This is a genomic window from Sodalis sp. dw_96 (assembly GCF_018449575.1).
Lineage (GTDB): Bacteria > Pseudomonadota > Gammaproteobacteria > Enterobacterales > Enterobacteriaceae > Acerihabitans.
Genome location: NZ_JAAVUT010000011.1, coordinates 158,484 through 180,870, shown reverse-complemented (window position 1 = coordinate 180,870; position 22,387 = coordinate 158,484). Strand labels below are relative to the sequence as shown.

Annotated in this window: 18 protein-coding genes and 2 pseudogenes; 8 read left to right on the top strand and 12 right to left on the bottom strand. The window is 53.7% G+C overall.

The features are described from left to right. A pseudogene (locus tag HB631_RS17300) lies at nucleotides 1–285 on the bottom strand (EamA family transporter); the annotation flags it as partial. Between the two features lie 74 nt (nucleotides 286–359). Then, a complete protein-coding gene (gcvA, locus tag HB631_RS17295) occupies nucleotides 360–1,265 on the bottom strand; it encodes a transcriptional regulator GcvA (protein WP_213992416.1) in 906 nt (301 codons plus the stop codon). 181 nt (nucleotides 1,266–1,446) lie between these two features. Between gcvA and HB631_RS17290 the strand changes: the two genes are divergently transcribed. Next, nucleotides 1,447–2,754, top strand: coding sequence for an MFS transporter (locus HB631_RS17290; protein ID WP_213992415.1), 1,308 nt, complete (start codon nucleotides 1,447–1,449; stop codon nucleotides 2,752–2,754). 66 nt (nucleotides 2,755–2,820) lie between these two features. Here the strand turns inward: HB631_RS17290 and treY are convergent, their stop codons facing one another. After that, nucleotides 2,821–5,355 (bottom strand): malto-oligosyltrehalose synthase, encoded by a 2,535-nt coding sequence (gene treY, locus HB631_RS17285; protein WP_213992414.1) that lies wholly within the window; start codon nucleotides 5,353–5,355, stop codon nucleotides 2,821–2,823. Further along, on the bottom strand, nucleotides 5,352–7,139 hold the full coding sequence (gene treZ / locus HB631_RS17280; protein ID WP_213992413.1) for a malto-oligosyltrehalose trehalohydrolase: 1,788 nt from the start codon (nucleotides 7,137–7,139) through the stop codon (nucleotides 5,352–5,354). The genes treY and treZ overlap by 4 nt, the downstream gene beginning before the upstream one ends. A gap of 419 nt (nucleotides 7,140–7,558) precedes the next feature. On the opposite strand from treZ, the gene HB631_RS17275 reads away from it, so the two are divergent. From HB631_RS17275 to HB631_RS17245, 7 genes are all read left to right on the top strand, one after another. Further along, on the top strand, nucleotides 7,559–8,290 hold the full coding sequence (locus HB631_RS17275; protein WP_213992412.1) for a GntR family transcriptional regulator: 732 nt from the start codon (nucleotides 7,559–7,561) through the stop codon (nucleotides 8,288–8,290). Nucleotides 8,291–8,600: 310 nt separating this feature from the next. Beyond that, nucleotides 8,601–9,494, top strand: coding sequence for an ABC transporter substrate-binding protein (locus HB631_RS17270; protein ID WP_213992411.1), 894 nt, complete (start codon nucleotides 8,601–8,603; stop codon nucleotides 9,492–9,494). A 104-nt stretch (nucleotides 9,495–9,598) separates the two neighbouring features. Continuing rightward, nucleotides 9,599–10,648, top strand: a complete 1,050-nt coding sequence (locus tag HB631_RS17265) for an ABC transporter substrate-binding protein (RefSeq protein ID WP_213992410.1) — start codon at nucleotides 9,599–9,601, stop codon at nucleotides 10,646–10,648. Next, nucleotides 10,645–11,565, top strand: a complete 921-nt coding sequence (locus HB631_RS17260) for an ABC transporter permease (protein WP_213992409.1) — start codon at nucleotides 10,645–10,647, stop codon at nucleotides 11,563–11,565. The genes HB631_RS17265 and HB631_RS17260 overlap by 4 nt, the downstream gene beginning before the upstream one ends. Next, entirely contained in the window at nucleotides 11,562–12,368 is an 807-nt protein-coding gene (locus HB631_RS17255; protein WP_213992408.1) for an ABC transporter ATP-binding protein, read from the top strand. Before HB631_RS17260 ends, HB631_RS17255 begins: the two co-directional genes overlap by 4 nt. Beyond that, nucleotides 12,368–13,246: a carbon-nitrogen hydrolase family protein gene (locus HB631_RS17250; protein WP_213992407.1), complete on the top strand. Its 879-nt coding sequence runs from the start codon at nucleotides 12,368–12,370 to the stop codon at nucleotides 13,244–13,246. Before HB631_RS17255 ends, HB631_RS17250 begins: the two co-directional genes overlap by 1 nt. 22 nt (nucleotides 13,247–13,268) lie before the next feature. After that, nucleotides 13,269–14,813, top strand: a complete 1,545-nt coding sequence (locus tag HB631_RS17245) for an amidohydrolase family protein (protein ID WP_213992406.1) — start codon at nucleotides 13,269–13,271, stop codon at nucleotides 14,811–14,813. Nucleotides 14,814–15,005: 192 nt separating this feature from the next. Here HB631_RS17245 and HB631_RS17240 read toward each other — a convergent pair whose 3' ends face one another. The 8 genes and pseudogenes from HB631_RS17240 to larA all read right to left on the bottom strand — a co-directional run bounded on the left by HB631_RS17240 (nucleotide 15,006) and on the right by larA (nucleotide 21,860). After that, nucleotides 15,006–15,308 (bottom strand): helix-turn-helix domain-containing protein, encoded by a 303-nt coding sequence (locus tag HB631_RS17240; RefSeq protein ID WP_213992405.1) that lies wholly within the window; start codon nucleotides 15,306–15,308, stop codon nucleotides 15,006–15,008. Between the two features lie 4 nt (nucleotides 15,309–15,312). Next, nucleotides 15,313–15,666 (bottom strand): type II toxin-antitoxin system RelE/ParE family toxin, encoded by a 354-nt coding sequence (locus HB631_RS17235; RefSeq protein WP_213992404.1) that lies wholly within the window; start codon nucleotides 15,664–15,666, stop codon nucleotides 15,313–15,315. 357 nt (nucleotides 15,667–16,023) lie between these two features. Continuing rightward, a pseudogene (locus HB631_RS17230) lies at nucleotides 16,024–16,584 on the bottom strand (thioredoxin). Between the two features lie 13 nt (nucleotides 16,585–16,597). After that, nucleotides 16,598–17,269, bottom strand: coding sequence for a nickel pincer cofactor biosynthesis protein LarB (larB, locus tag HB631_RS17225; RefSeq protein ID WP_213992403.1), 672 nt, complete (start codon nucleotides 17,267–17,269; stop codon nucleotides 16,598–16,600). Between the two features lie 3 nt (nucleotides 17,270–17,272). Next, on the bottom strand, nucleotides 17,273–18,100 hold the full coding sequence (locus HB631_RS17220; RefSeq protein WP_213992402.1) for a hypothetical protein: 828 nt from the start codon (nucleotides 18,098–18,100) through the stop codon (nucleotides 17,273–17,275). Beyond that, complete coding sequence (locus tag HB631_RS17215) at nucleotides 18,097–19,398, bottom strand: LarC family nickel insertion protein (protein ID WP_213992401.1); 1,302 nt, start codon at nucleotides 19,396–19,398, stop codon at nucleotides 18,097–18,099. Before HB631_RS17215 ends, HB631_RS17220 begins: the two co-directional genes overlap by 4 nt. An 89-nt stretch (nucleotides 19,399–19,487) precedes the next feature. Beyond that, on the bottom strand, nucleotides 19,488–20,465 hold the full coding sequence (locus HB631_RS17210) for a 2-keto-3-deoxygluconate permease (protein ID WP_213992400.1): 978 nt from the start codon (nucleotides 20,463–20,465) through the stop codon (nucleotides 19,488–19,490). 111 nt (nucleotides 20,466–20,576) lie between these two features. Continuing rightward, a complete protein-coding gene (gene larA / locus HB631_RS17205) occupies nucleotides 20,577–21,860 on the bottom strand; it encodes a nickel-dependent lactate racemase (protein WP_213992399.1) in 1,284 nt (427 codons plus the stop codon). Between the last annotated feature and the right edge of the window lie 527 nt (nucleotides 21,861–22,387).

The window sequence follows — 22,387 nt, the reverse complement described above, 5'->3', positions numbered from 1 at the left end:
GGAACCGCGCGCAATCGGATAGGCTTGCCCGAGGTCCGCGGTCTGATAGCTCCTGACAAGAAACAGGTTATAGCCCACATGCAGCGCCGCCGACAGTATCGCATACATCCAGCTGGCTTTGGCCGGAGGCGACAGAAACAAGGCTATTGCGGCGCTGGCGATGGCTACCGCCAGACACATGACCGTCATCGACCAAAGTCTGTCGGCTCCGCCGCGCAGGAGCGCATTCCAGGTTGCATGCAAGAGAGCAGCGAAAAGTGTCAGTAAAATGATGTCAAAAGGCATACGCCATATTAAGCAGCCCGATGCCGTTATTAAAGCGAAGTCTCCTCATTTCAGCATGAGTAAATCCTCATGCATTATCGGTAGCCTTGCCGGGCCTTGCTTGATTCCGTCAGGAGCCAGTTGCGAAAGCTGAGGATATGGGGCTGGGATTCAATTCCTTTCGGGCAGACAAAATAGTAGGCGACCGGAGAAGGAAACGGCACGTCAAACAGCCTGACCAGGCTGCCATCGCTTATCTCGGTTTCGACATGTCCGCTTCGGGCCAACGCTATTCCCTGGCCCAACAACGCCGCCTCGATGGTCATGTTGGTATCAGCGAATCTGACGCTTTCCTTGAGCGCGGAAATGCCTACGCCTACCTGTTTAAACCAAAGCTCCCATTTCGGCACCAGATCCGCCCCGTCTCGGGTAAGCAGCGGGTAACGCAATAATTCGGCAGGTTCGTGGGGCGCGCCGAAGCGGTTCAGGAGTTCGGGGCTGGCCACTGGAAAAATTTGTTCCCTGAACATGAATTCCGAGTGCAGGGCCGGATAATTCCCATGGCCAAAACGGATCGCAACGTCCGACTCCGCGCTGGAAAAATTGATGGCTTTGTCAGTGGTTTCCAGCGTAACCAAAATTTCCGGATGCCGCCGGGACAGATCCGGCAATCTTGGCAGCAGCCATTTAAGCGCGAAGGAGTAAGTCGTGCTGACTCTGAGCCGGACCCTGCCCTTTTGCTCTCTCAGATCAGAGAGCGTTGCCTCCAGATTCATGAAGAATTCACGCACGATGGGCGCGAGCGCCGCTCCCGCAGGCGTCAGCCTTAATGACTTACCTCGCTGAAATAACGGCAATCCCCAGATCTCCTCGAGATTCTTCAACTGATGACTTACCGCGCTTTGGGTGATATGCAATTCCTCTGAAGCGGAGGTGAATGTTGCGTGCCGTGTCGCAACTTCAAAGGCGCGCAGTGTGGCGGTAGGCGGCAGATCTCGCATAGTGGTGTTTCCTCGGTGAGCATTCAAACAATCGCCTTTTATGAATATAAGCTCATGATAGAGCATTTTAATCCTATGCTGAAAGATGCCGATTTCTTGACGCCCGTAAAGGCGTCGACTTTACTTCTCGGTAACTCCATAATTAACTGATAACTCCAAACAAGTGTCGAGGCGCCCTTCCATGCAGATAACGACAATTGATCAACCGCAATCGCTGCAGAAAACCGACAGAATCAAAAGAATCCAAACCGTTTCTTTACTGTTATTGTTTATCGCCGGGATTATTAATTTTCTCGATCGTGGCTCTTTGTCTATCGCAAATCAGGCAATCCGTTCCGACCTGGGCCTCTCCGCCACTGAGTTCGGCGTACTGCTGTCGGCATTTTCACTCTCTTATGGTATTGCTCAATTACCCAGCGGGATATTGCTTGACCGCTTCGGGCCACGAATCGTTTTGGGGGGTGGCTTGCTATTCTGGTCCGCCATGCAGGCCCTGACGGGATCTGTCAGCAGTTTCAGTCATTTTATTTTTTATCGCATCGGGCTGGGTATCGGGGAAGCGCCGTTTATGCCCAGCGGCGTTAAAGTGATCAACGATTGGTTTCAAGCCAAAGAGCGCGGTATGCCGGTGGGCATTTTTAATTCATCCACTACCCTTGGACAGGCATTTGCGCCACCGATCCTGGTGGTATTAATGCTGACGTTCGGCTGGCGCATGATGTTCTTGATCATCGGCGTCCTGGGTATCGTTATTGCCTTATGCTGGTACGCATGGTATCGCAATCGGGAACGCTTTCCCTTAACCACCGAGGAACAGGCGTACCTTGATGCCGACAGCAAAACGTCGTTGAACAAAAGTTTATCATTCGCCGAATGGGGTTCGCTGTTCAAGCGCCGTACGGTATGGGGCATGATTTTGGGCTTTAGCGGCGTAAACTATACCCAATGGCTGTATCTGTCGTGGCTGCCGGGTTATTTGCAGGCTGAACGCGGGCTTAGCCTGGGCAACACCGGTTGGGTGGCGGCCATCCCTTTCCTGTTCGGCTCCGTGGGTATGCTGGTGAATGGTACGGTTGTCGACCGGTTGGCTAAAAAAGGCTATCCCTTGGGGAAAACGCGCAAAGTGATGATTTGCCTGGGCTTGGTATGTTCCGCTGCCTGTACGCTGCTGGTGGTGCAGTCCACCTCAACCGCGATGGCGGTAGCCTTTATCAGTATGGCGCTGTTTTTTATCCATTTTGCCGGCACCTCGGCCTGGGGACTGGTACAGGTCATGGCGCCGTCGCGCATGGTCGCCTCGGTCAGCAGCATACAGAATTTCGGCAGTTTCATTTTCGCGTCATTCGCGCCGATAGTCACCGGCTGGGTGGTTGATACCACCCATTCCTTTAACATGGCGCTGGTGATCTGTTCCTGCGTCACGTTTGTCGGGGCGCTATCCTATTTCTTTATCGTCAAAAACCCGATCGAAGATCCACAGGGCGCCTGACGTTGCCACGCATAGCCGTCCGATTTTACGCAGTTCAGTCGCTTGTAACGCTTATTTTGATTAGCATCATGCGCCCAGGAGTATCAGTGGCGAACCGCCGTCCACGGTGGACAAGTCGATCCGGTCGGTCAAGAATACCTCTTCTCCGCTGAAGATGTCGCGATAGCGGCGGTTAGCCAGCCGCTCGGGTAAAGGAATTTCCGTCTCTGCCCAGCATGTCGTCTGCGGCTGGGCAAGACTGCCATGAAGGGAGCCGAACACCAGACAAGGGGCGATGACCAGAAGGGTATCGTCCCTTTCCGCCCGTGCAAACGCCAAGACGCTCGATGCCCGCTTGCCGGCGGCGGCCAGCGGCAGGTAGTCGCCTATGCGAAACAGCAGCGGCTTACGTTGGCGGAAACGCAGGAGCCTGGCGATGATATGCTGTTTAAGCCGGCCGCTCAGCCAGCCCTCTTCCGTGGGGGAAACCGTGCTTTCATCTTCGGCCAGCAAACGTTCGAGGGCGGCGAAATCCGGTTCACGCCGGTTGTCGGGATCGGCGAGGCTGAAATCCAGCGCCTCGCTGCCCTGGTAGATATCCGGCACGCCCGGCGCCGTCAGCTTGACGATGGTCTGGGTGAGGCTGTTGACCAGGCCGGCGCGTATGAAAGGCTGCAGCCCAAGGGAAAAATCCCGCAGAAAGGTCTGGTTGGCCGCCGAGAGCAGGTGGCGGGCATAGTCAAGCACGGCCTTTTCGTAGCTGTCGTTATTATCGGCCCAGTCAGTGCGCAGCTTCGCTTCCCGCAGCGCTTTTTCCACATAGGCGACAAACCGCTCTTCAAGGACCTTCAGGTCCGCCTCGTCTTCCGGGCGGAACGTCGTCGGCCAGACGCCGGCCAGCGCCTGGTAGAGCATCCATTGGACGGCCGGCTCCGGCGCGAGGCCATCATCGAGGGCGATGGCCTTGGATTGATTCATCCGGCGCCAGCGGGCGACGCACGCCGCCCAGAGGTCCGGCGCCTCGGTAAGGGTATAAAGCCGCGCGCGGGCATCCTCGCCCCGTTTGGTATCATGGGTCGAGGTGCCTGAAAGCGCATCCGGCTGCCGTTCGAGCCGTATCTTCATCTCCCGGTGGAAACGTTCGAGGGGAAAGACGCGGGGCACCGGTTCGGCCCCCACTTCGTTCAGGGCCAGCGCCATGTGCTGGCGAAAGAACAGCGTGTCCTCCACCGATTTGGCCATCAGCGGCCCGGTCAGCTGCTGGAATCGGGTACGGAAATCAGCGGCCTCACCGGACGCGGCGGGGGAGATTTCGCCGGCGAGAATGCGGATGATAAAATCCAGCGCCGCGGGATCGGGGGCGTTCGCGCCTTTTCTCACCTTTGCCGCCACCTTTTGCAGCAGATCATAATCCGCCGGCGGCAGACCTTCCGCCGTGCCATAGGTGCGGTAGACCGGGAAGGCAATCAGCAGCTCGCGCAGGGCCGACCTGGCGGCTTTCTCGTCAAGCCGCACGGCATCCGTCCTGGCGATGGACATCACGAGCATCAGCAGCCGGGTGAATTCACCCTCAAAATTTTTGCCCGCCATCAGAAATTTGGCCGCCCGCAGTTCAGATGCCATGTTTACCGGCTTGCCCACGACATCCTCGTAGGCCTTGCGCAGGGCGCCGATTTTTTCTTCATCCACCAGCACATCGGACAGCGACGCCATGAATTCGTAACCGGTTGTGCCGGAAATCAGCCAGTCCGCCGGAAGATGCTCACCCTCGCCAAGGATCTTTTCCACCGTGATATAGCAGTCCGGCCCGGCCTCCTGACGCAGACGCTCAAGATAGGCTTTCGGGTCGGCCAGCCCGTCCACATGATCCACCCGCAGCCCGTCGGCCACCCCGGAATGAACGAGTTCGAGGATAAGCCTGTGCGTATCGTCAAAGACGGCCTTGTCCTCGACCCTGACGCCGGCGAGGCCGGTTATCTCGAAAAAACGGCGGTAGGAAAGGTTATGGGGCGCATCCCGCCAGGACATTAGCCGATAGGGTTGCCTTTCGTGCAGTCCGGCGATTTGCGCCTTATCGGTGAGATTCAGGACCTCGGCCTCACGGCCTTGCCAGGTTTCGGCGGCAAGAGGGTAAAAGGTGTCGTAATAGGCGAAAGCCGGCCTGCCGGTTTTCGGGTCGGGCTTGACGGCTATCTCGCCATTTTCCAGCTCGGCCTCGAAGGTATCCCCGAGGAAGGGCAAGGTCAGGCGCTCAGACCAGTTGATGTCGAAATGCCGGGCGTAGCGGCTGTGTTCGCCCTTCTCGATGACGTCGCGCCACCACGGATTTTCCAGCGAGGCGGCCATGTGGTTCGGCACGATGTCGAGGATAAGACCCAGACCCGCGCCCTGCAATGCCTTCACCATGCGGTCGAAACCTTCGCAGCCGCCGATGGAAGGCTCTATCTCGTTGGCATCGGTCACGTCGTAGCCGTGGGTCGAGCCTGAGGTGGCGGTGAAAATCGGCGAGGCATAAAGATGGCTGATGCCGAGCCGCTTCAAATAAGGTACGAGTCCCGCGGCGCGGTCGAAGGTCATGCCGTTGCGGAACTGAATACGGTAGGTCGCGGTTGGGATCTTCACTTTGCGTCTCCCGAAGCAAGGCGGATAATGATGGCGTTCCGCGGCAGGTCATTTGCCGCTTTCGGCCACGCAAAGATAGTCTCGCCAGGCTGGCCGGGAAGCGTCCGGGATGTCTCGCCGATATTGAGCGCCATCGACAACGTGCCTTTCGGAAAAGTCCAGGTAACGGCGAGGAATCCTTCCGCTATTTCCACCACCCTGCCGGCATTCCCGCCGGCCGTGGCAAGCAGCGGCACGACATGTTTCAGGCGCAGCGCCAACAGTTCCCTGGTCAGCGCCAGCCAATCGCTGCCAACCTTGCTGTCCGGCTTCTTCCAGTCAAGCTTCGACATCTCGAAGGTTTTCTTTGCGTTCGGATCGGGCACGCTTTCGCCCTCATGGCCGGCATGGCCTTCGAATTCCTTCCCCCGGCCCTCGCGCACTGCCCTGGCGAGGGCGCCATGGAAATCGGTGAAAAACAGGAAGGGACGAGTCTCGCCATATTCCTCGCCCATGAAAAGAAGCGGGATATGCGGTGAAAAAAGCAGCGCGGCGAGCAGGACTTTGGTGCGGTCGGCGCCGGCCAATTCGATCAGCCTTTCACCCTGGGCGCGGTTCCCCACCTGGTCGTGGTTCTGGATAAAATCGACAAAAGCCACCGGCGGCTGCCCGGTGCTCTTGACACCGCGCTTTTGGCCCGTCTGCGGCGAGACCTCACCCTGATAGGCGAAACCTTCCGCCAGAACCCGGGCAACCAGCCTTTCCGGCTCCCTGGCAAAATCGTTGTAATAGGCATGCGTTTCGCCGGTGGCGAAGACATGGACGGCATTGTGAAAATCGTCGTTCCATTCGCCGTTGAAGAGCGGCACGGAACCGTCTTCCCCGCGCGGATGCAGGAAGATGACGTTGCGGCTGTCCTCGGTGGTCAGATGGATCGGTCGATTGGTTATCTCGGCGCGGATGCGCTCGGCGATTTCCATCAGCACATGCTTGGGGGAAATATCCTCGATTTGGTCAATGGCATCGAAGCGAAGGCCGTCGAGGTTAAATTCCTCCAGCCAGTAAAGCGGCGCCTCCACGATATAACGGCGGACCGCATCGACGTCATAGGCAATGCCCGCACCCCAGGGCGTCATGCGCTCCTTATGGAAGAAATCCGGCGCCAGAAAGGGCAGGTAATTGCCCTCCGGACCGAAATGGTTGAGTACGATATCGAGCACCACCGAGAGACCATGGCCGTGGGCGGCATCGACGAAGTCTTTGACATCTTCCGGCGCGCCATAGGCGGAATGCGGCGCGTACAGAAGCACGCCGTCATAGCCCCAGCCACGGCTGCCGCCGAACTGCGAGAGGGGCAGGAGCTCGATCATGGTGATGCCGAGTTCGGCGAGATAAGGCAGCTTCCCGATCGCGGCCTGAAACGTGCCCTCCGGCGTGAACGTGCCGATATGCATCTCATAGACAACCGTTTCTTCCCACGGACGGCCGTGCCATTCAGTATTCCGCCAGTGGTAACGGGTCGGGTCAATGACCAGGGAAGGACCGTTGACATCTCCCTTCTGGGCGCGGGAGGCGGGGTCCGGCACCACCGTGCCGTCGGCCAGGACAAAGTTATATTCAGCGCGCGGAGCAACGCCGGTTGCCAGCAGTTCAAACCAGCCGTCGCCGCGGGAACTCATTTCTGTGTCTCGGCCGGAAAGCCTGAGCGTCGCCCTGTCCTGCCCGCTTGCCCAGAGGCGAAAGCGAACTGCGCCGGCGGCCACATATTCGGCGCCCCAACTTTTAAAAAAAGATTTGGACTCCATTCAATGGCCTCTTTTAATCCAAATAGGATGTCCGATTGGCTCGGTCTCAACCAGCATATGAAAAATAATCATAGCCTATTAAAAGGGAATGGGTGTGCCGCGCTAACAGAGCCGCGTTTTTTTTCCGCCCCTGTGAGGCTTATTACCCACAGGTGTTCGGCGTGACGCCTTTCAGGTTACCGGCTGGATCCCGGACATGCGGCTGCGCTTCAGTCCGTTGGAAACCGCGATAGAACACCCGATTGAAGTGCCTGATTTACCCGGGACGATTGCTTAAGGTAAAACGGCTATGATAGACATGATTTATTTTAATAGTTAGCAATTTTCCTTGTGATCATATACATATTGATGCCATGATTGTTTCGGATCAAATTAGATTTTCATTTCCGCTATACATCAGGAGGCTGAGTCATTTAATCATGGCCAGAGCGAAACGCCCAACAGATGAAAATGTACAGGCCGCGGCTACGCTGTACACCAAGGATCGCGGCGCGGTGTATGAAATATTGATGAATGCCATCTCTGAACACCGCCTTAAGCCCGGTACCAAGCTTACGGAAGAAAAGCTGGCGGCTATTTTCAAGGTATCACGCACCGTGGTCCGGGAGGCCCTGCAGCAAATGGCCTTCGAGCGCGTGGTGGAGATCTTGCCTAACCGGGGCGCGTTTATCGCCAGCCCGACCATCGCGGAAGCAAAAGAATTCTTCCAGGCCCGGCGTTATGTCGAGGTTCCCCTGCTGGAAAATATCTGCAAGCGGGTGACCACGCAGGAAATCAAGCTGCTGCGGCAGCATGTCAAACAAGAAGAAGACGCCCGACGTTCCAGCGATCGCCGCCGGATTGTGCGGTTGTCCGGGGAGTTTCATGTCTTGCTGGCCTCCCTGTCAGGCAACCGTTTTCTCGAAAGAACCGTGCGCGGGCTGCAGCTACTGACCTGCCTGACTATTCTGCTGTATGACACGCCGACGGATGTCACCTGCCAGCACAATGAGCATGAACTGCTGTTGGATGCGGTGGAGGCACGGGACAGTCTGCGGGCGCAAAAACTGATGCTGGATCATCTGCTGGGGATCGAAAATTCCCTTCATCTGGAAGAACCGGAAGAAGAGGAAGAGGATCTGGAAGAGATCCTGCTCGGCACGGGAAACTGAATTTCTTATACCTGGCGCCTCTTCCTTGATTTACCGCCTTCATTAATCCGCAGGTTTTATTGTGTAAAAAGAGCGCCTTAGGCGCTTTTTTTTTCATTACTTATTTTCCTTCACTTTCGGCGGTCAAACGCTATACATAAGTAATGCATATCACAAAAATAAAACTGATGAACAATTTAAATAATTATTGACTTCAATTTTACATGATCTTATTGTCAAAACTATCCGATATCCTCTGCAACAACCATTTTGACGCCATGCTGCCGCAGACGATTGTTGACAATATTTTTGCATTCTGTGGAACACTGACATGACTGAATTGCTGCTGGCTCACGGTGAAGCCCTTTCCAATCTGCCCTTATTCGTTGCGCAAGCATGGGGGTTTTTTCGCGATCGGGGATTAACCGTGACGGTGCCGAAGCTCAGCGGCACGTCGTCAACCATTGCCTTGCTCAGAAGCGGCGCGGCGCAGATTGGCACCACGGGATTCACCCAACCCCTCAGCGATTACGGCGCGGCGGACCCACTGAGGATTATCGCGGGCAGCGGCGTTGGCGGCATGGCGGTAATGATCCATCCCGACAGCGTGGCTACGGCTCCCGCCGCCCTGCGCTTCGGCACCTTTTTCGAGGATCCGATGGAAGTGCTGCTGTATGAGGCCATCGACCGTTATCAGGGCGCCCGGGAGCACTGCGATATCCGTTATTTTGACACCCTGCCTCAGGCTATAACCGCCATGCGGCGGCGTGAAATAGATGCCTGCACCTTTATCGAGCCGATGATTAGCCAGCTCGAAGAGCTGGGGTTTAAAAAAATGTGCGACGCCGCCGACGTCTGGGGAGCCGATTATCCCGATACCGTATTGGTCACGCGCCAACGTTTTTTACAGCAGCACCCGGATGTGGTGGACGCGGTGATCAAGGCCCTGCTAGAGGCGGAAAACGCCATAAAGGCAGACCCCCGGGGCACGCTGTCAAGCGTGGCTGGTTTTTACCCCGGCGTTCCGCTGGCGGTGCTGATGAAGGGCCTGGCGCGGCAACCGCCACAAATCGATATACGCCCGCTTGGCGGCGTCATCATCAACCGGTTTCAGGCACTTGTCGCGATGGGCAGGCTGACGCCGCCGGATGACCCCTGTTCGGTGCTCGATTTCAGCCGCTTATCCGCCATGCTGGCGCAAACGGCTACAGAATACCCGCTATAGCACGCGGCTACGACGAACACCAGGCCGCGAAGCCACCCGTCGGCCATCAAGTCTTACCAGGCCGGGGGCGTTCGCTGTTTTATCAACACCAGGAGACAAAGGTTATGTCAACAAAACCGGTTTTACCGCGGCTTAACGGCTTTGATATCAATCGCCGCCATTTTCTCAAACACAGCGCGCTGGCGGCCGGCGGCCTGGCATTAAGCAAATACCTTATCAGTAGCCCCGCCCTGGCGGCCGATATCACCACCTTCAAGGCAACTCATGGAACGGGGTTATGCAACTGTCCGTTCTTCCTGGTAAAAGAGCGCGGGTTGGCGAAGAACGTCGCGCTGGACTTTGTCACTACCCCTACCAACGCCGATATTGCCGCGTTGTTCGGCGCCGGGCTGGTGGACGTGACCGTAGTGCCTTACACCAACTTTATCACGCTTTACGCCCAGGGGGCGCCGATCAAGATCGTCGCCGGTTCCGGAGTGCAAGGCTGCGTGATTGTTACCCAGCAGGGCATTGATTCCGCCGAAAAGCTGCGCGGCAAAACGCTGGGAACCTTCCAGGCGGATACGCTGGAAATGCTGCCTTATGATTATCTCAAGAAAGCGGGCATGAATTTTGCCGACGTCAAGGTCCGCTACTTCGGCACTTCGCCGGAGCTGGCCCAGGCGTTTATCAATGGCAATATCGACGCCATGTGCCATATCGAGCCCTACGCGACCCAGGCATTGCAGGCGCGTCCGGGGGCCGTCCGGCTTTCCGACGGCGTGGACATTTATGGAAAAAACTATAGCGATTGCGTGCTGGCGGTGCGCGCCTCGGTCCTGGCCGAGAATCGCGAGGCGGTGAAGGCTTTGATCAAGGGCATGATGATTGGCCAGCATCAGGAGGAAACCGATCGGGCCTCGGCGGTCAAGGATACGGTGGGCAAATACTTCAAGACCAGCTATGAGGCCACCCTTGATGCCGCGGCCAAACAGCCGGCGATGATTGACCAGCGGCAGAACCAGAATTTTATCCTGCAACGCGCCAATAACCTGAAAGAGCTGCGTTACATCCAGAAGGTGCCGGGAGCGGATATCTTCGACTGGTCATTGCTCAATGAGGTGATCAAGGAAAATCCCGACCTGTATCGTTCGCTGGGGCTGAAAAGCGCATGAATGTGAATACCCTGCAAAAGCCGGTTAAGGCCACCGGCGTTTCGCCGGTGGCCATCAATCCTCCGCTGAAAAGAGCCCGTCGCCGCGGCTGGACGGCCTTTTGCTCGCGTCTGGGCTGGGGCGTGGCTTCCGTCGCCCTGTTTGCCGGGATCTGGGAAGCGCTTTGGGCTGTTGGAGCGCTGAATCCGCTGTTGTTGCCGCCGCCGCATATCTTCCTGGCGAATTTTGCCCAGCAGGCACAGTACTTTATCCCCACCGACGTTATCGGCCAGGTCACCAACGATACCGCGCTATTGTCGTTGGGAAAAACCATCCTCGCCACGGTGGGACGCGTGATGGCCGGCCTGGCCCTGGGTTTTATCCTGAGCCTGGCGTGCGGCCTGGCGATTTGCTATTTCCGTCTGTTCGGCAAGCTGGTGCTGCCGACCATCACCCTGCTGGCGCCCATCTCTCCCATCGCCTGGCTGCCGGTGGCCATCTTTATCTTCGGCATAGGCAACCCGCCGGCGATATTCATGGTATTTATTTCGCTGTTTTTCGTGATGACGGTATCCACCATCAGCCAGATTGAGGGGGTGAGCAAAACCCATCTCAACGTCGCGGCGGTCATGGGGGCTACCCGGGCGCAAACCTTCCGTTACGTCATTATCCCCGCCATCCTGCCGGCGTTATTCTTCGTGTTGCGCATGAACCTTTTCGGCGCCTGGATGATTGTGCTGGTGGCGGAAGCGACCGGCGTCGGCAGCGGGCTTGGGCAAATCGTCATGCAGGCGCGCAACACGTTCAATTCAAGCCTGTCGTTTTTCACCATGACCATTATCGGCGTCACCGGATTTGTTTTCGATCAGCTGTTGCGCTATGTGCAGAAAAAACTCCTTTACTGGGTGCCTGAAAACCGCGCCGGAGGCCAGAAATGACGCAGAGCATCACCCCACAGCCGCCGCTGATTGATTGCACCAGCGTGGGCAAGGTTTGGACCGACGCAGATGGCGCCGCGGTCATTGCGCTGAAAAATGTCGATTTACAGGTGGCGCGAGGGGAATTTGTCGTGCTGCTCGGCCCCAGCGGCTGCGGAAAAAGCACCCTGCTGCATATGATTGCCGGGCTGGAATCGGTGAGCGAAGGGTGGATTCGCTGCGGCGGCGCCGAGGTATCCCAGCCGGGCACCGATCGCGGATTTGTCTTTCAGGAAGCCTCGCTCTATCCCTGGCTCACGGTGGCGGAAAACGTCGCCTTCGGCCTGAAGATGCAGGGTATGTCCAAAGAGCAACGGCTGAAACGGGCGCAGGCCATCCTGCAAAACGTCGGGCTGGCCGATGCCGCGGATAAACGACCGGATCAGCTTTCCGGCGGCATGCGCCAGCGCGTGGCGATGGCCAGGGCGCTGGCGCTCAATCCTGAGGCGCTGCTGCTGGATGAACCCTTTGCGGCCCTGGATGTGCAAACGCGATCGAAAATGCAGGATTTTCTCATCCGCATCTGGCGGCAAACCGGCGTATCTATGATTTTTGTCACTCACCATATCGATGAAGCCGTCGCGCTGGCGGATCGCGTAGTGGTTTTTACCGCGCGTCCAGGGGGCATTAAAGAAATCATCCCCATCGATCTGCCGCGTCCGCGCGATCCTAAAAGCCCGGTATTCCACCAGCTCAGCGATCATCTCATTGATTTGCTGCGCGATGAAGTGGATCGCGCCTTTGCCGAACAGGAGGCGGGCTGATGAAGCCCTCACTGCCGGTTGCCGCGCTGCAAATGCCGCCGGGCAAAGAGGATCTGGCGCTTAATCGCCGAATGCTGGAGGCGTCCATTACCCGAGCGGCGCAAGCCGGGGCGCGGCTGGTGGCGCTGCCCGAACTGGCGCTGACGCCCTATTTTTGCGCGGCGCCCGCGGAAAAATACCGCCGCTGGGCCGAATCGGTCGAGGGTGAAAGCGCCGCCTGGTGCGCGCAGTTGGCCCAACGGCTGGGGTGCGCCATTTTACTGCCGCTCTACGAACACGATAGCCAAAGTGGCCAGTACTACAACGCGGTTATCGGTTTTGACCGCCTGGGGCAACGGCTGGGCAACGGCGCCCTGTCCCGGAAACTGCATTTGCCGGTGAGCGATTATCCGCCGCCGGGTTATGACGAGGCCGCGCATTTTAGCCCCGGGGACGGGCTGCAAATCTTTGAGGTCGAGGGCTGGCGTTGTGGGGTATTGATCTGTTATGACCGCCGTATGCCTGAATGCTGGCGTGGACTGCGCCAGGCGGGGGCAGAACTGGTGATCGTGCCTGTCGCCGGCAGCGGCGGCGATGATCCGGCGTTCTTTTTAGGTGAACTGCGCACCCATGCCAATGAAAACGGCCTGATGGTGATATGCGCCAATAAAGTGGGCGAGGAGTGGCTGGAGGGTATGGCGACGGATAACTACGGCGAGTCGTGCGTAATCAATGCCGACGGCGCGTTGTTGGCCCACCGTCCCCGTTTGCAGGGTCCGGGCGAGGTGAATGCCACGCTGGATTACCGGCGACTCGTTGAGATTCGCAGGCAAATGCGCTTTTTCGACCGTCGCCGCGGCGATTTGTTTGGTCCCGTACCGCACGGCTGGGTGCGATAATCTTACTCTAACAGGATTTCCTATGTCTGAATCATTGATACTGGCAGGCACCCTGATCCAGGGGATCGGCGAGGACGGCCGCCCGATCGCGGTTGAACAGGGCGCGCTTTACCAAAAAGACGGCGTCATCCGGGACATCGGTAAAGCCGATGATTTGATCGCCGCGTATCCGCAGGCTCGACGCTTCGGTTCAATGCAACACGTGCTGCTGCCGGGATTTGTCAACAGCCATCATCATGTGGGCCTGACCCCGCTGCAACTGGGTTCCCCCGATTATGCCCTGGAGCTGTGGTTTGCCAGCCGCATGGGCGCGCGTGAGGTGGATTTGCGGCTGGATACGCTCTATTCCGCTTTTGAGATGGTCGCCTCCGGCATCACCACGGTCCAGCATATCCACGGCTGGCGTCCGGGAACGCTGGAAACCCTGCACCAGGCGGCCGGCGCGGTGCTTGCCGCCTACCGCGAGATGGGTATGCGCGCTTCCTACAGCTTCGCGGTGCGCGAGCAAAATTTGCTGGTCTATGAGGCCGATGAGCAATTCGTGGCCCGCGTACCGCCGGAAATTCAGCCTCAGCTGGCGGCGCATCTGAAAAAACAGCGGCTGCCGCTGGAAGAACACCTGAAATTGTTCCGCATGCTGACGGCGGATAACCAGGGGCAGTCCCTCACAAAAATCCAATTGGCCCCCGCCAATTTACACTGGTGCAGCGACGAGGCGCTACAGGCGATCAAAGCGGAGGCGGATAACGCCGGCGTGCCGATGCATATGCATCTGGTGGAAACCGCCTACCAGCGTGAGTACGCGCGCCGGCGCACCGGCACCACGGCCTTGGCGCACCTGCACAGGCTGGATTTGCTGGGGCCGGCGCTAACCCTTGGGCACGGCGTCTGGTTGAACGAGGCCGATATTGAACTGGCGGCGGCTACCGGCACCTGCGTGTGCCATAACTGCAGCTCTAATTTACGCCTGCGCAGCGGCGTTGCCCCGCTGAACGCTTTCCGCCGGCATGGGTTGACCGTAGGACTGGGGCTGGATGAGGCGGGCATCAACGAAGATCGCGATATGCTGCAGGAGATGCGTCTGGCGCTACGGGTGCACCGCGTGCCGGGCATGGACGACGACCAAGTGCCGTCCTGCGGCGAAATCCTGCGCATGGCGACGGAAGGCGGCGCAAAAACCACCCCGTTCGCCGGCCGGATCGGTCGACTGGAGCCGGGAAAACTGGCGGATGCAGTGCTGTTTGACTGGCAAAGCATCACCTGGCCGTACCAGGACGACGATATCCCCCTGCTGGATGTGCTGGTGCAGCGGGCACGCGCCAAGGATATCGAAAGCGTCTTTATCGCCGGCGAGGAAGTCTGCCACCGGGGACGGTTTACCCGGGTGGATCGCGCCGCCGTGCTTGAGGAAATCGCACGCAAGCTGGCAGCTCCCCGCACCGCTGACGAACAAGCGCGCCGCGAAATGGGCAAAGCGGTGTTCCCGCATGTTAAAGACTTTTACCGTCATTACCTGGAGCAGGAAACGCCCCGCGAACCCTTCTACGCGCCGTCATCCCGCCGTTAATCAGTGAAATCCCGCCCCGGCGCGGGACAATCGATTCACGTCCGCAGTAAACCGGTCGGGATTGAAGCAAGCTATACATTGCCTGACTCGCTTGCTCATGCCTGTATCTCCGCGATTGGCTGCCAAATTCGCCAACTGCCGCAACCTCACTGTTTTTTCTCATCATCATTAGCCGCCGGAGGAGTCTGTGGTTCACAGGGTGAACCCGTAATGAGAGCCATCCGGCAGTTCAACATCAAGGTTCAGCTTACCGCCGGTAGCCTCGACATAGCGCTTAAGGGTGGAAAGTTTCAGGTCACGACCCGGTTTCTCCATTCCCGCCACGGTCGGCTGTTTTAACCCTAGCGCCTGAGCCATTTCCACCTGGGTTTTCTGCACCTTCTCACGCAGTTCGGCCAGGTGAATATTCAGCAGGATTTCCGTAGCCATCGCCTGCGCATTTGCCACAACTTCCGGTTTTTCATCCGCAAGAAGCTGTTCCAGCGTTCTGCCCATATAATTACTCCTCATTCTCTTCATTATTCAGATAGTCCGTGAATTCACCGTCTGCAACCGGGATCATCTCATGGTAAAAGCGCTTTTCATCACCGACCTTGCTGCCCGCGCAAAGCAAAATGCCGGTACGATGCGGATCAAAGATGAAAAATGCCCGTAGCGGATCGCCCCGGCTCTGAATTCGCAACTCTTTCATGTTGCAGTAGCGGGAACCTTTGACCGTGTCGGCATAGGGTCTGCACAACATGGGACCTTTTTCCCGCAGTACTATAAGCGCCGCGAGTACACTGGCCCGGTCGATATCGTTTAACCTGCTCAACCAGCGGTCAAACCTGTCCGTGGTATTCATGTTCCACACAAGAACTCCCTTTCATTATAGGTGAAATGCTATATAGGTGCAAACCTATAATTCGGATTATAACGGGACAAAAAAAGATATGCACCGGCATAGACGAGAAAGCTGAAGATGAATTCCGGTATTCATGTGAATGTGAATTTAAACCTCTGGCTTGCTGGAAGCAGCCCCGCAGGTATCTGGTTGGGGAACATTACCATGCGGCCGCAAAAATCGGACTCACCATCAGCTGGTTTTGGCGGGAATTCAGAGAGTTGGAGCACAGTGGGGGGTGCGATGGGTGATAAAAATCGCATGTCTATTTGGCATAGCCCGCGTTTGACATCGCGGCGGGCTTTCTTGTTCTATGTCAGGTTGGCATTACGCCAGGATCCGTTTTGCCCATTCGCTGATATCGTCGCCGCTGCCGATATCCGGTTGCACAAGTCCGTTTATCATAAACGTGGGCGAGACGTGAATCCCATTTTAGCGGGCATATTTGCAGTGCCATTTGACCTCGGCCTGCAGCTCGGGCCGGGCAAAGGGCGCATAGGCGTCCACCCCGCTGTAGCGCTTCAAACGGGCCAGAATATCATTGGGCGTGGCGTCCATATTGGGGCCGGCGCAATGATCGGTGAATTCGAACTCTTCCCGGTGATCCGCCACGGCCTTCAGCACCGCCTTAGCATCGGCTTTGCCGGCCGGCAGCGTGGAAGCGGCCAGGATATAACGAACGATAACGCCGGAATACATATGCCATGGCTGGGATTGAAGTCGGATTTTCAGCGTCATCCGATCTTCTCCCGCTTTAGCCAGCAAATCATCAAACTTATTAAACGCACGCACCGAAAAAGGACAGGTGGGTTCAAGGAAAACCTCGAAAACCTTAGGTCCGTGGCCCCAAACCAGCGGATCGGCATGCAGTGCTACAGTGCTATTCATGGTCTTTCCTCACTCATGTTGAATGCTTATTGATTTTTCTATAAATTTTGATTGCTGCACAGGCGGCGCCATAGCCATTGTCGATATTCATTGTCATCACGCCTCCGGCGCAGCTGGCCAGACAGGACAATAATGCCACATTGCCTCCGGCGGCAACCCCATAGCCCACTGAAGTGGGAATAGCGATGATTGGCGCATCGGTCAGTCCTGCCAATACGGTCGGCAGCGCTGCTTCCATGCCGGCCACTGCAATAAGCAGATCATAATTCTGCAGCTCGGGTAATATTTGTTGTAAGCGCCATAACGCCGCAACCCCCACATCTTGAAACAGATCGCAGTTTATACCATGATAATTAAGGGTTAGCCTGGCTTCATGGCAAACGTTGGCATCAGATGAACCGCCGGAAACAATCGCTATCGTTGCCGCGGTTGTCGGCAGTTCCAACGCGCCCAGCAAAGCACAATCACACTCTTGATAAAACTGGAGCTGTGGCTGAAGTTCCGGCATCAAGGCATTAAACTTTTCTGCTCTTAGACGGGTCAACAACAAACGACGCTGTTGTTGGCCGGCCTGCAATAAAATCTCATTAATTTGTCCGATACTTTTAAATTCGCACATTACGGCTTCTTCTATGCCACAGCGCCGGTAACGGTCAAAATCCATAATTATTTTGGATTTTATCATGGGTTAAATCTCGATATTTTTAACACCTATAAAGGCGCTTCCTTGTCTATAAGTGGTAATCTCAATTGGATTAGCCGCCAATAAGGGAGTAATCATTTTTTTAACTTCTTTGAGCAAAGAAGATTTTTGTTCGTCATCCAGAGAGAGAGACGCGGCCTGGCTTAGTTCTATTTCATTCCGGTGGTGGCGTATACGAAAACGCACCACATCGGTTTTAAGCGCACGTTTAACAAAAATTTCAACCTGATCAACCAGATGCAGATAATTTGGCTTAATTTCAATCCCTGTTTCAATCCGGCTGGATAGGCACGGCGAAGCGGGAATATCCTTCAAATCGTCCAGCAGAAGAGAGCTGGCCATTTGGCGGATCATCGATTTATTGATCTGTAATTCAACATAGGGTTGCAGGACATTATTTTCACGGGCAGCAATAAGCCCCGGACGGTAATCACCCAAATCGTCAGAATTAGTTCCGGTAACGATACGGCCAAAATCCAACTTGGTTAATTTGTCAAACAAACAACTTTTACAGTAATAACAGCGATTTACGGGATTTTTTTTATAGTCGAGATTATTTATCTCGTTGCTTTCAATTATTTTTAAATTCCACCGGTATTTCCGGGCATAGTCGTTAACCCGACTCGCGTCTGCAGAAGGCACCGACGCCGAGGCGGAGTGAGCGATCAGAGCATCGGAGCCAAGCGTGTCGCTGGCAAGATAAGCCAGTAACATACTGTCGATGCCACCGCTGGTGGCAATCGTGCATTGCTCTTGCGTTTTGAACCAGTCGGTTAACAGGTCAATTTTGATCTTTATTAAATCATTGCTCATAAATCAATACCTTTCTTTTGCTGATCAATGATAGCGAGCTGTTCAATTTGATATTTTAACTCAGTGGTCTGTTTAAAGCTGCCATTCATGGTACTGACGGAATCTGATTCCAATTTGGCCGTCAGCGTATGATCCGGTCTGAGCGCGATTTTGACAGGCCACGTTTGCTGTCGGTATTCAACAGATACAGGATGACGCTCCAGTTTGGTTCTGGTTGTTAGCCAATAACGAACGCCAAGCGTGGTGGTTTTCAAGAAAATCTGCTGGCAAATATCGTTAAGCTGGTTAGGCTTACATAACATTTCATTTCTGATCATCAAACGTCCCTTTTTACCTGTTAAGGCATAACTGGATAAATCAATGACTCCCGAGACATTCCTTAACGTGTTTTGGGCGATGGCAATAAATTCTGGTGTCATATCATCAATATCAAACTGAATGACAAAAACCTCATCCTGAACCTTGTTATCCATTAATGCATTCTGGACAGTAATAGGACTGTCAAATACACACACACGAATGATATTGGGCTTATTTTTAAACTGTCTTTTACCACAGCCATAACCATCATTAACCAAATTACCGCTGAGCTTACCGCTCCAATGAGCCATCAGCCAGGTAAGGATTGCCGCCCCTGTAGGGGTAACCCGTTCACCTATTTCGTCATCATGATGCCAGGTGAAATTTTTCAATAACTTCACTGTGGCCGGTGCAGGAACCGGCAGTTCGCCGTGAGCGCATTTTATTGTGCCATTACCCCAGGGCAAGGCAGAAAATGACCAAGAAGTGGCCTGGCTATGAACAATCAAGTAGACCGCGCCGATAATATCGATTAATGCGTCATCCGCCCCCACTTCATGTAAATGAAGGTTATCCACTGCCACACCATGAATTTCACTTTCTGCTGTTACTAATAAACGATAAATCTCACTAACGCCCAGTTTGATCTTACTATCCGTTATTTTATTGATTTTATTTTCAATTTCATGCCAGGCATAGTGCTCATGGCGAGAATGCTCCCCCTCCGGGGCGGCAAGTGATTTCGCGGAAGTTTTTATCGGCGTAAAAAGCACATGATTGTTATCATCAACCACAGTTCCTTTTTTTATAACTAAAAACCTTTTACCCGTAATTTGTTTTTGAGTGGCGGGTTCAAATGCTATATTGTAATCAGCATAAAGCGGCAAAGTCTTCAAGAAGGCTTGTAGTGATGGGTATAAATCCGGAAAGGCATCAAGCATTGCAGCACAAAACATATCGCCGGCCATGCCCCCGACAAAATCCAAATGAATATGCATTTAATATTCTCTCTAATATGCTAGGGCAACGACTAAAAAATAAATATTCTTGATAACCTCTTAAAATCTAATGGATATTATATGACCTGTCAAATATTGATATCCTGTTCTTCCTGTTTTGCCTGTTTTCTTTTGTTGAGCTTTTCCAGGTAGGCGACCAACATCGGCATACATAAGGCTGTTATGACCACGGATGCGGCAACCTGCGCGGTAGCGATTTTTTCATAGGGTTGCCATGCCGGATCGATCAATGCCAATGCCGCCGGAGTCGCTACCGCATTGCCGGCGGTGGTCCCGATAAATGCCCCTGATAAGGTTCTTTTACCCTTGCGCCCAAATATCCAGTTCATGATAAAGTAGCCCGCGATCCCGGTAATCAGCATGGTAAGCACGCCAAGCAGGATCCCTGACAAGCCCGCGGAAAAGATAGTTTGAAACTTCAGTGCAGCGCCCAAGGGGAATGCAAAGAAGGGAATAACCAATTTTTGTCCAGGTCTGAAAAACGCCCTTAAATCAGGATCTAAATTACTCAAGATAAAACCCAGCAGCAGTGGAATTAACACACCAATAAAAGTTGATATCGGAATCACTGAAATGCCAGTGACGCCAAAAATAATCAGGGCGAAAAAAGGACCTTCGTTTAATGAAACAACGGATACGGCACCCCGGTCGCTGTCATCGCCATAGGCATCAGACAAGGCGGCATACACGCCCGCATTGGCATTACTCATCGCGGCCACGATTGCCAAGGGGGTCAATCCCAGGATACCGATATGTCCATACAAAAATGCTACGATTAAACCTAATGCGCCACCAAATACCAATTTAATACATGACAGAACAACGCCTTTTGCTAGGGGCAAACGGGCTTCATTAAGTTTTATTTGTGAGCCGGCAAAGAAAATAAACAAGGATAAGATGGGGAAGGCTCCATTTTTGAATAGCGCCGTGGTAAACTGACCAATATTGAGTATTTCAGGGTAGAGCGTGTTAGTTAACATCCCTAACAGCATAGGTACAACCATTAGTCCACCAGGCACTTTTTCAACTGCTTTTAATATTTTCATAATACACCTAAAGTTTATTGCATATGAATATTTTATAATAGTGATATTATTATCAAAATGGAATAATATGGATTATATTACCCCATTCGATTTTATCTGTTATTTGTGAATTTATTCAATAATAACGGAGACGCCGTCCGGTATAACCGAAACAGTAGCATCTTGGCCCATGAGGTCAAATGACTTGGCGATCGCACTTTGCAGGTCAGGGCAATAATCAAGTTTCATATCATGGATTATCTCTGAATCAATTAAGTCTGAGACAAAAATAACATGATGTTCTACCATTACTCTGGCTAATATTTGTGATTGCCATTGGTCAGGGGCTGTCTCGTTAGCAGGTTTTTTAATAGCTTCATCAATGATATCTTGAACTTTTTTGGTATTTTTAAAGGTATTAAAAAAACCGGTCCCACCGTGACCGTCACGCGCACCGGCCACCATAATAATGACCCCGCCTTGTTTGTTAGTCGCTTCAGCGGCGGTCATGCCTTTTACAGCCTGATAAATGTTCTGATCGAGTGGATAACCACCGTTACAGGTGATCGTAATATCGCTTTCAATTTTACTCGCGCTCATGGTCTTTTTTACAAATAAACATCCTGTTTCATGGGCTATAATCGGATCGCCAGAGAAACAGCCGATGATACGTTTGTCATGATCAAGCACTACGTTGATTATAAACTGCAGGTTTGCCAGCTTGGCGCCGTGAATCATATCCAGATGGATTGGATTACCTTTCAGATTACCGGTCCTGGCTTTTTGTGAATCAATAAACTGGCCATTATGATTACCGACAACCGAGGTGTAAGCGGCAATACCGGGGAATACAGCTTTACGGCCACCAGAAAAACCGGCAAAAAAGTGCGGCTCGATAAACCCTTCAGCAATCAACAGATCGCATTCGGCAGCCAGTTTATTAATGATACAACTGGCGCCGGAGGGTAACACCCCGATATCCACCAGACTTTCATTATCACGGGAGTCATGAACAATGATTTTTTCCTTATCAAATATTTCATGTCCATATTTATCAATCAGTTCTTCTTGGGTTGATGCACGGTGCGTGCCAGTTGCCACCAGTATCGTAATGCGTGCATCAGGATTAATACTGCGAATTCTTGCTAAAATTATTGGCATTATCAGCTTAGACGGTACCGGACGAGTATGGTCTGAACTGATAATCACAATATCTTTTTTTCCGGCGGCCAGCTGTTCTAATTGCTGAGAACCTATAGGTTCATTAAGGGAGTTCTCTATTAAATCCTGTTCGGTAGTTTGATAACTTTTTTGTAAAAAATCAGAATTATCTACTTTGATATAGCCTAAAAAATTCTTGTCAGGAACTTCGCCTGCCAGATAACCTTTATCATATTTTAGCTTAATAGCAACCATAATAATCACCCTATAAAAACCATCAATGTGCAATGAGTATATATTCCCTTAAATTTGATACAGACACCGTTGAGCCAGGCTCAAAGTTTCATAATCATCATTATTGTTAAAGAATGGTTCATTACCAGACAGAATACACTGTTATTTTGCACATTATTATTGCTTAAAACAGGGTTAATTTAGAGCATATGCCTATATTTATGTTAATCTCGTCACATTATTTGCCTATTTACATAACATTTCCGTCTCTCTTTCCGATACAAACCCTACGGTATGGCAATGTGTTGCCGCCGCTTGGGCATGGCTCGCTTCCCTGGCAGCATCGCAAAACGGCTAGACGCGCATCATCAGGGTATTCAAATGCATAAACTCGACGACCTTGAACCTAGCGAAATACATTTCGTCTGGCGGCGCAATTCACGGTCCGATTCGCTCGGCGCGTTTATTGAATATATGTGCAGTGCGGACCTGACTGATTTATCGCAGAACAACGCTTAACAGGCGTTATGCGGTGGCTGAGAGGCGCG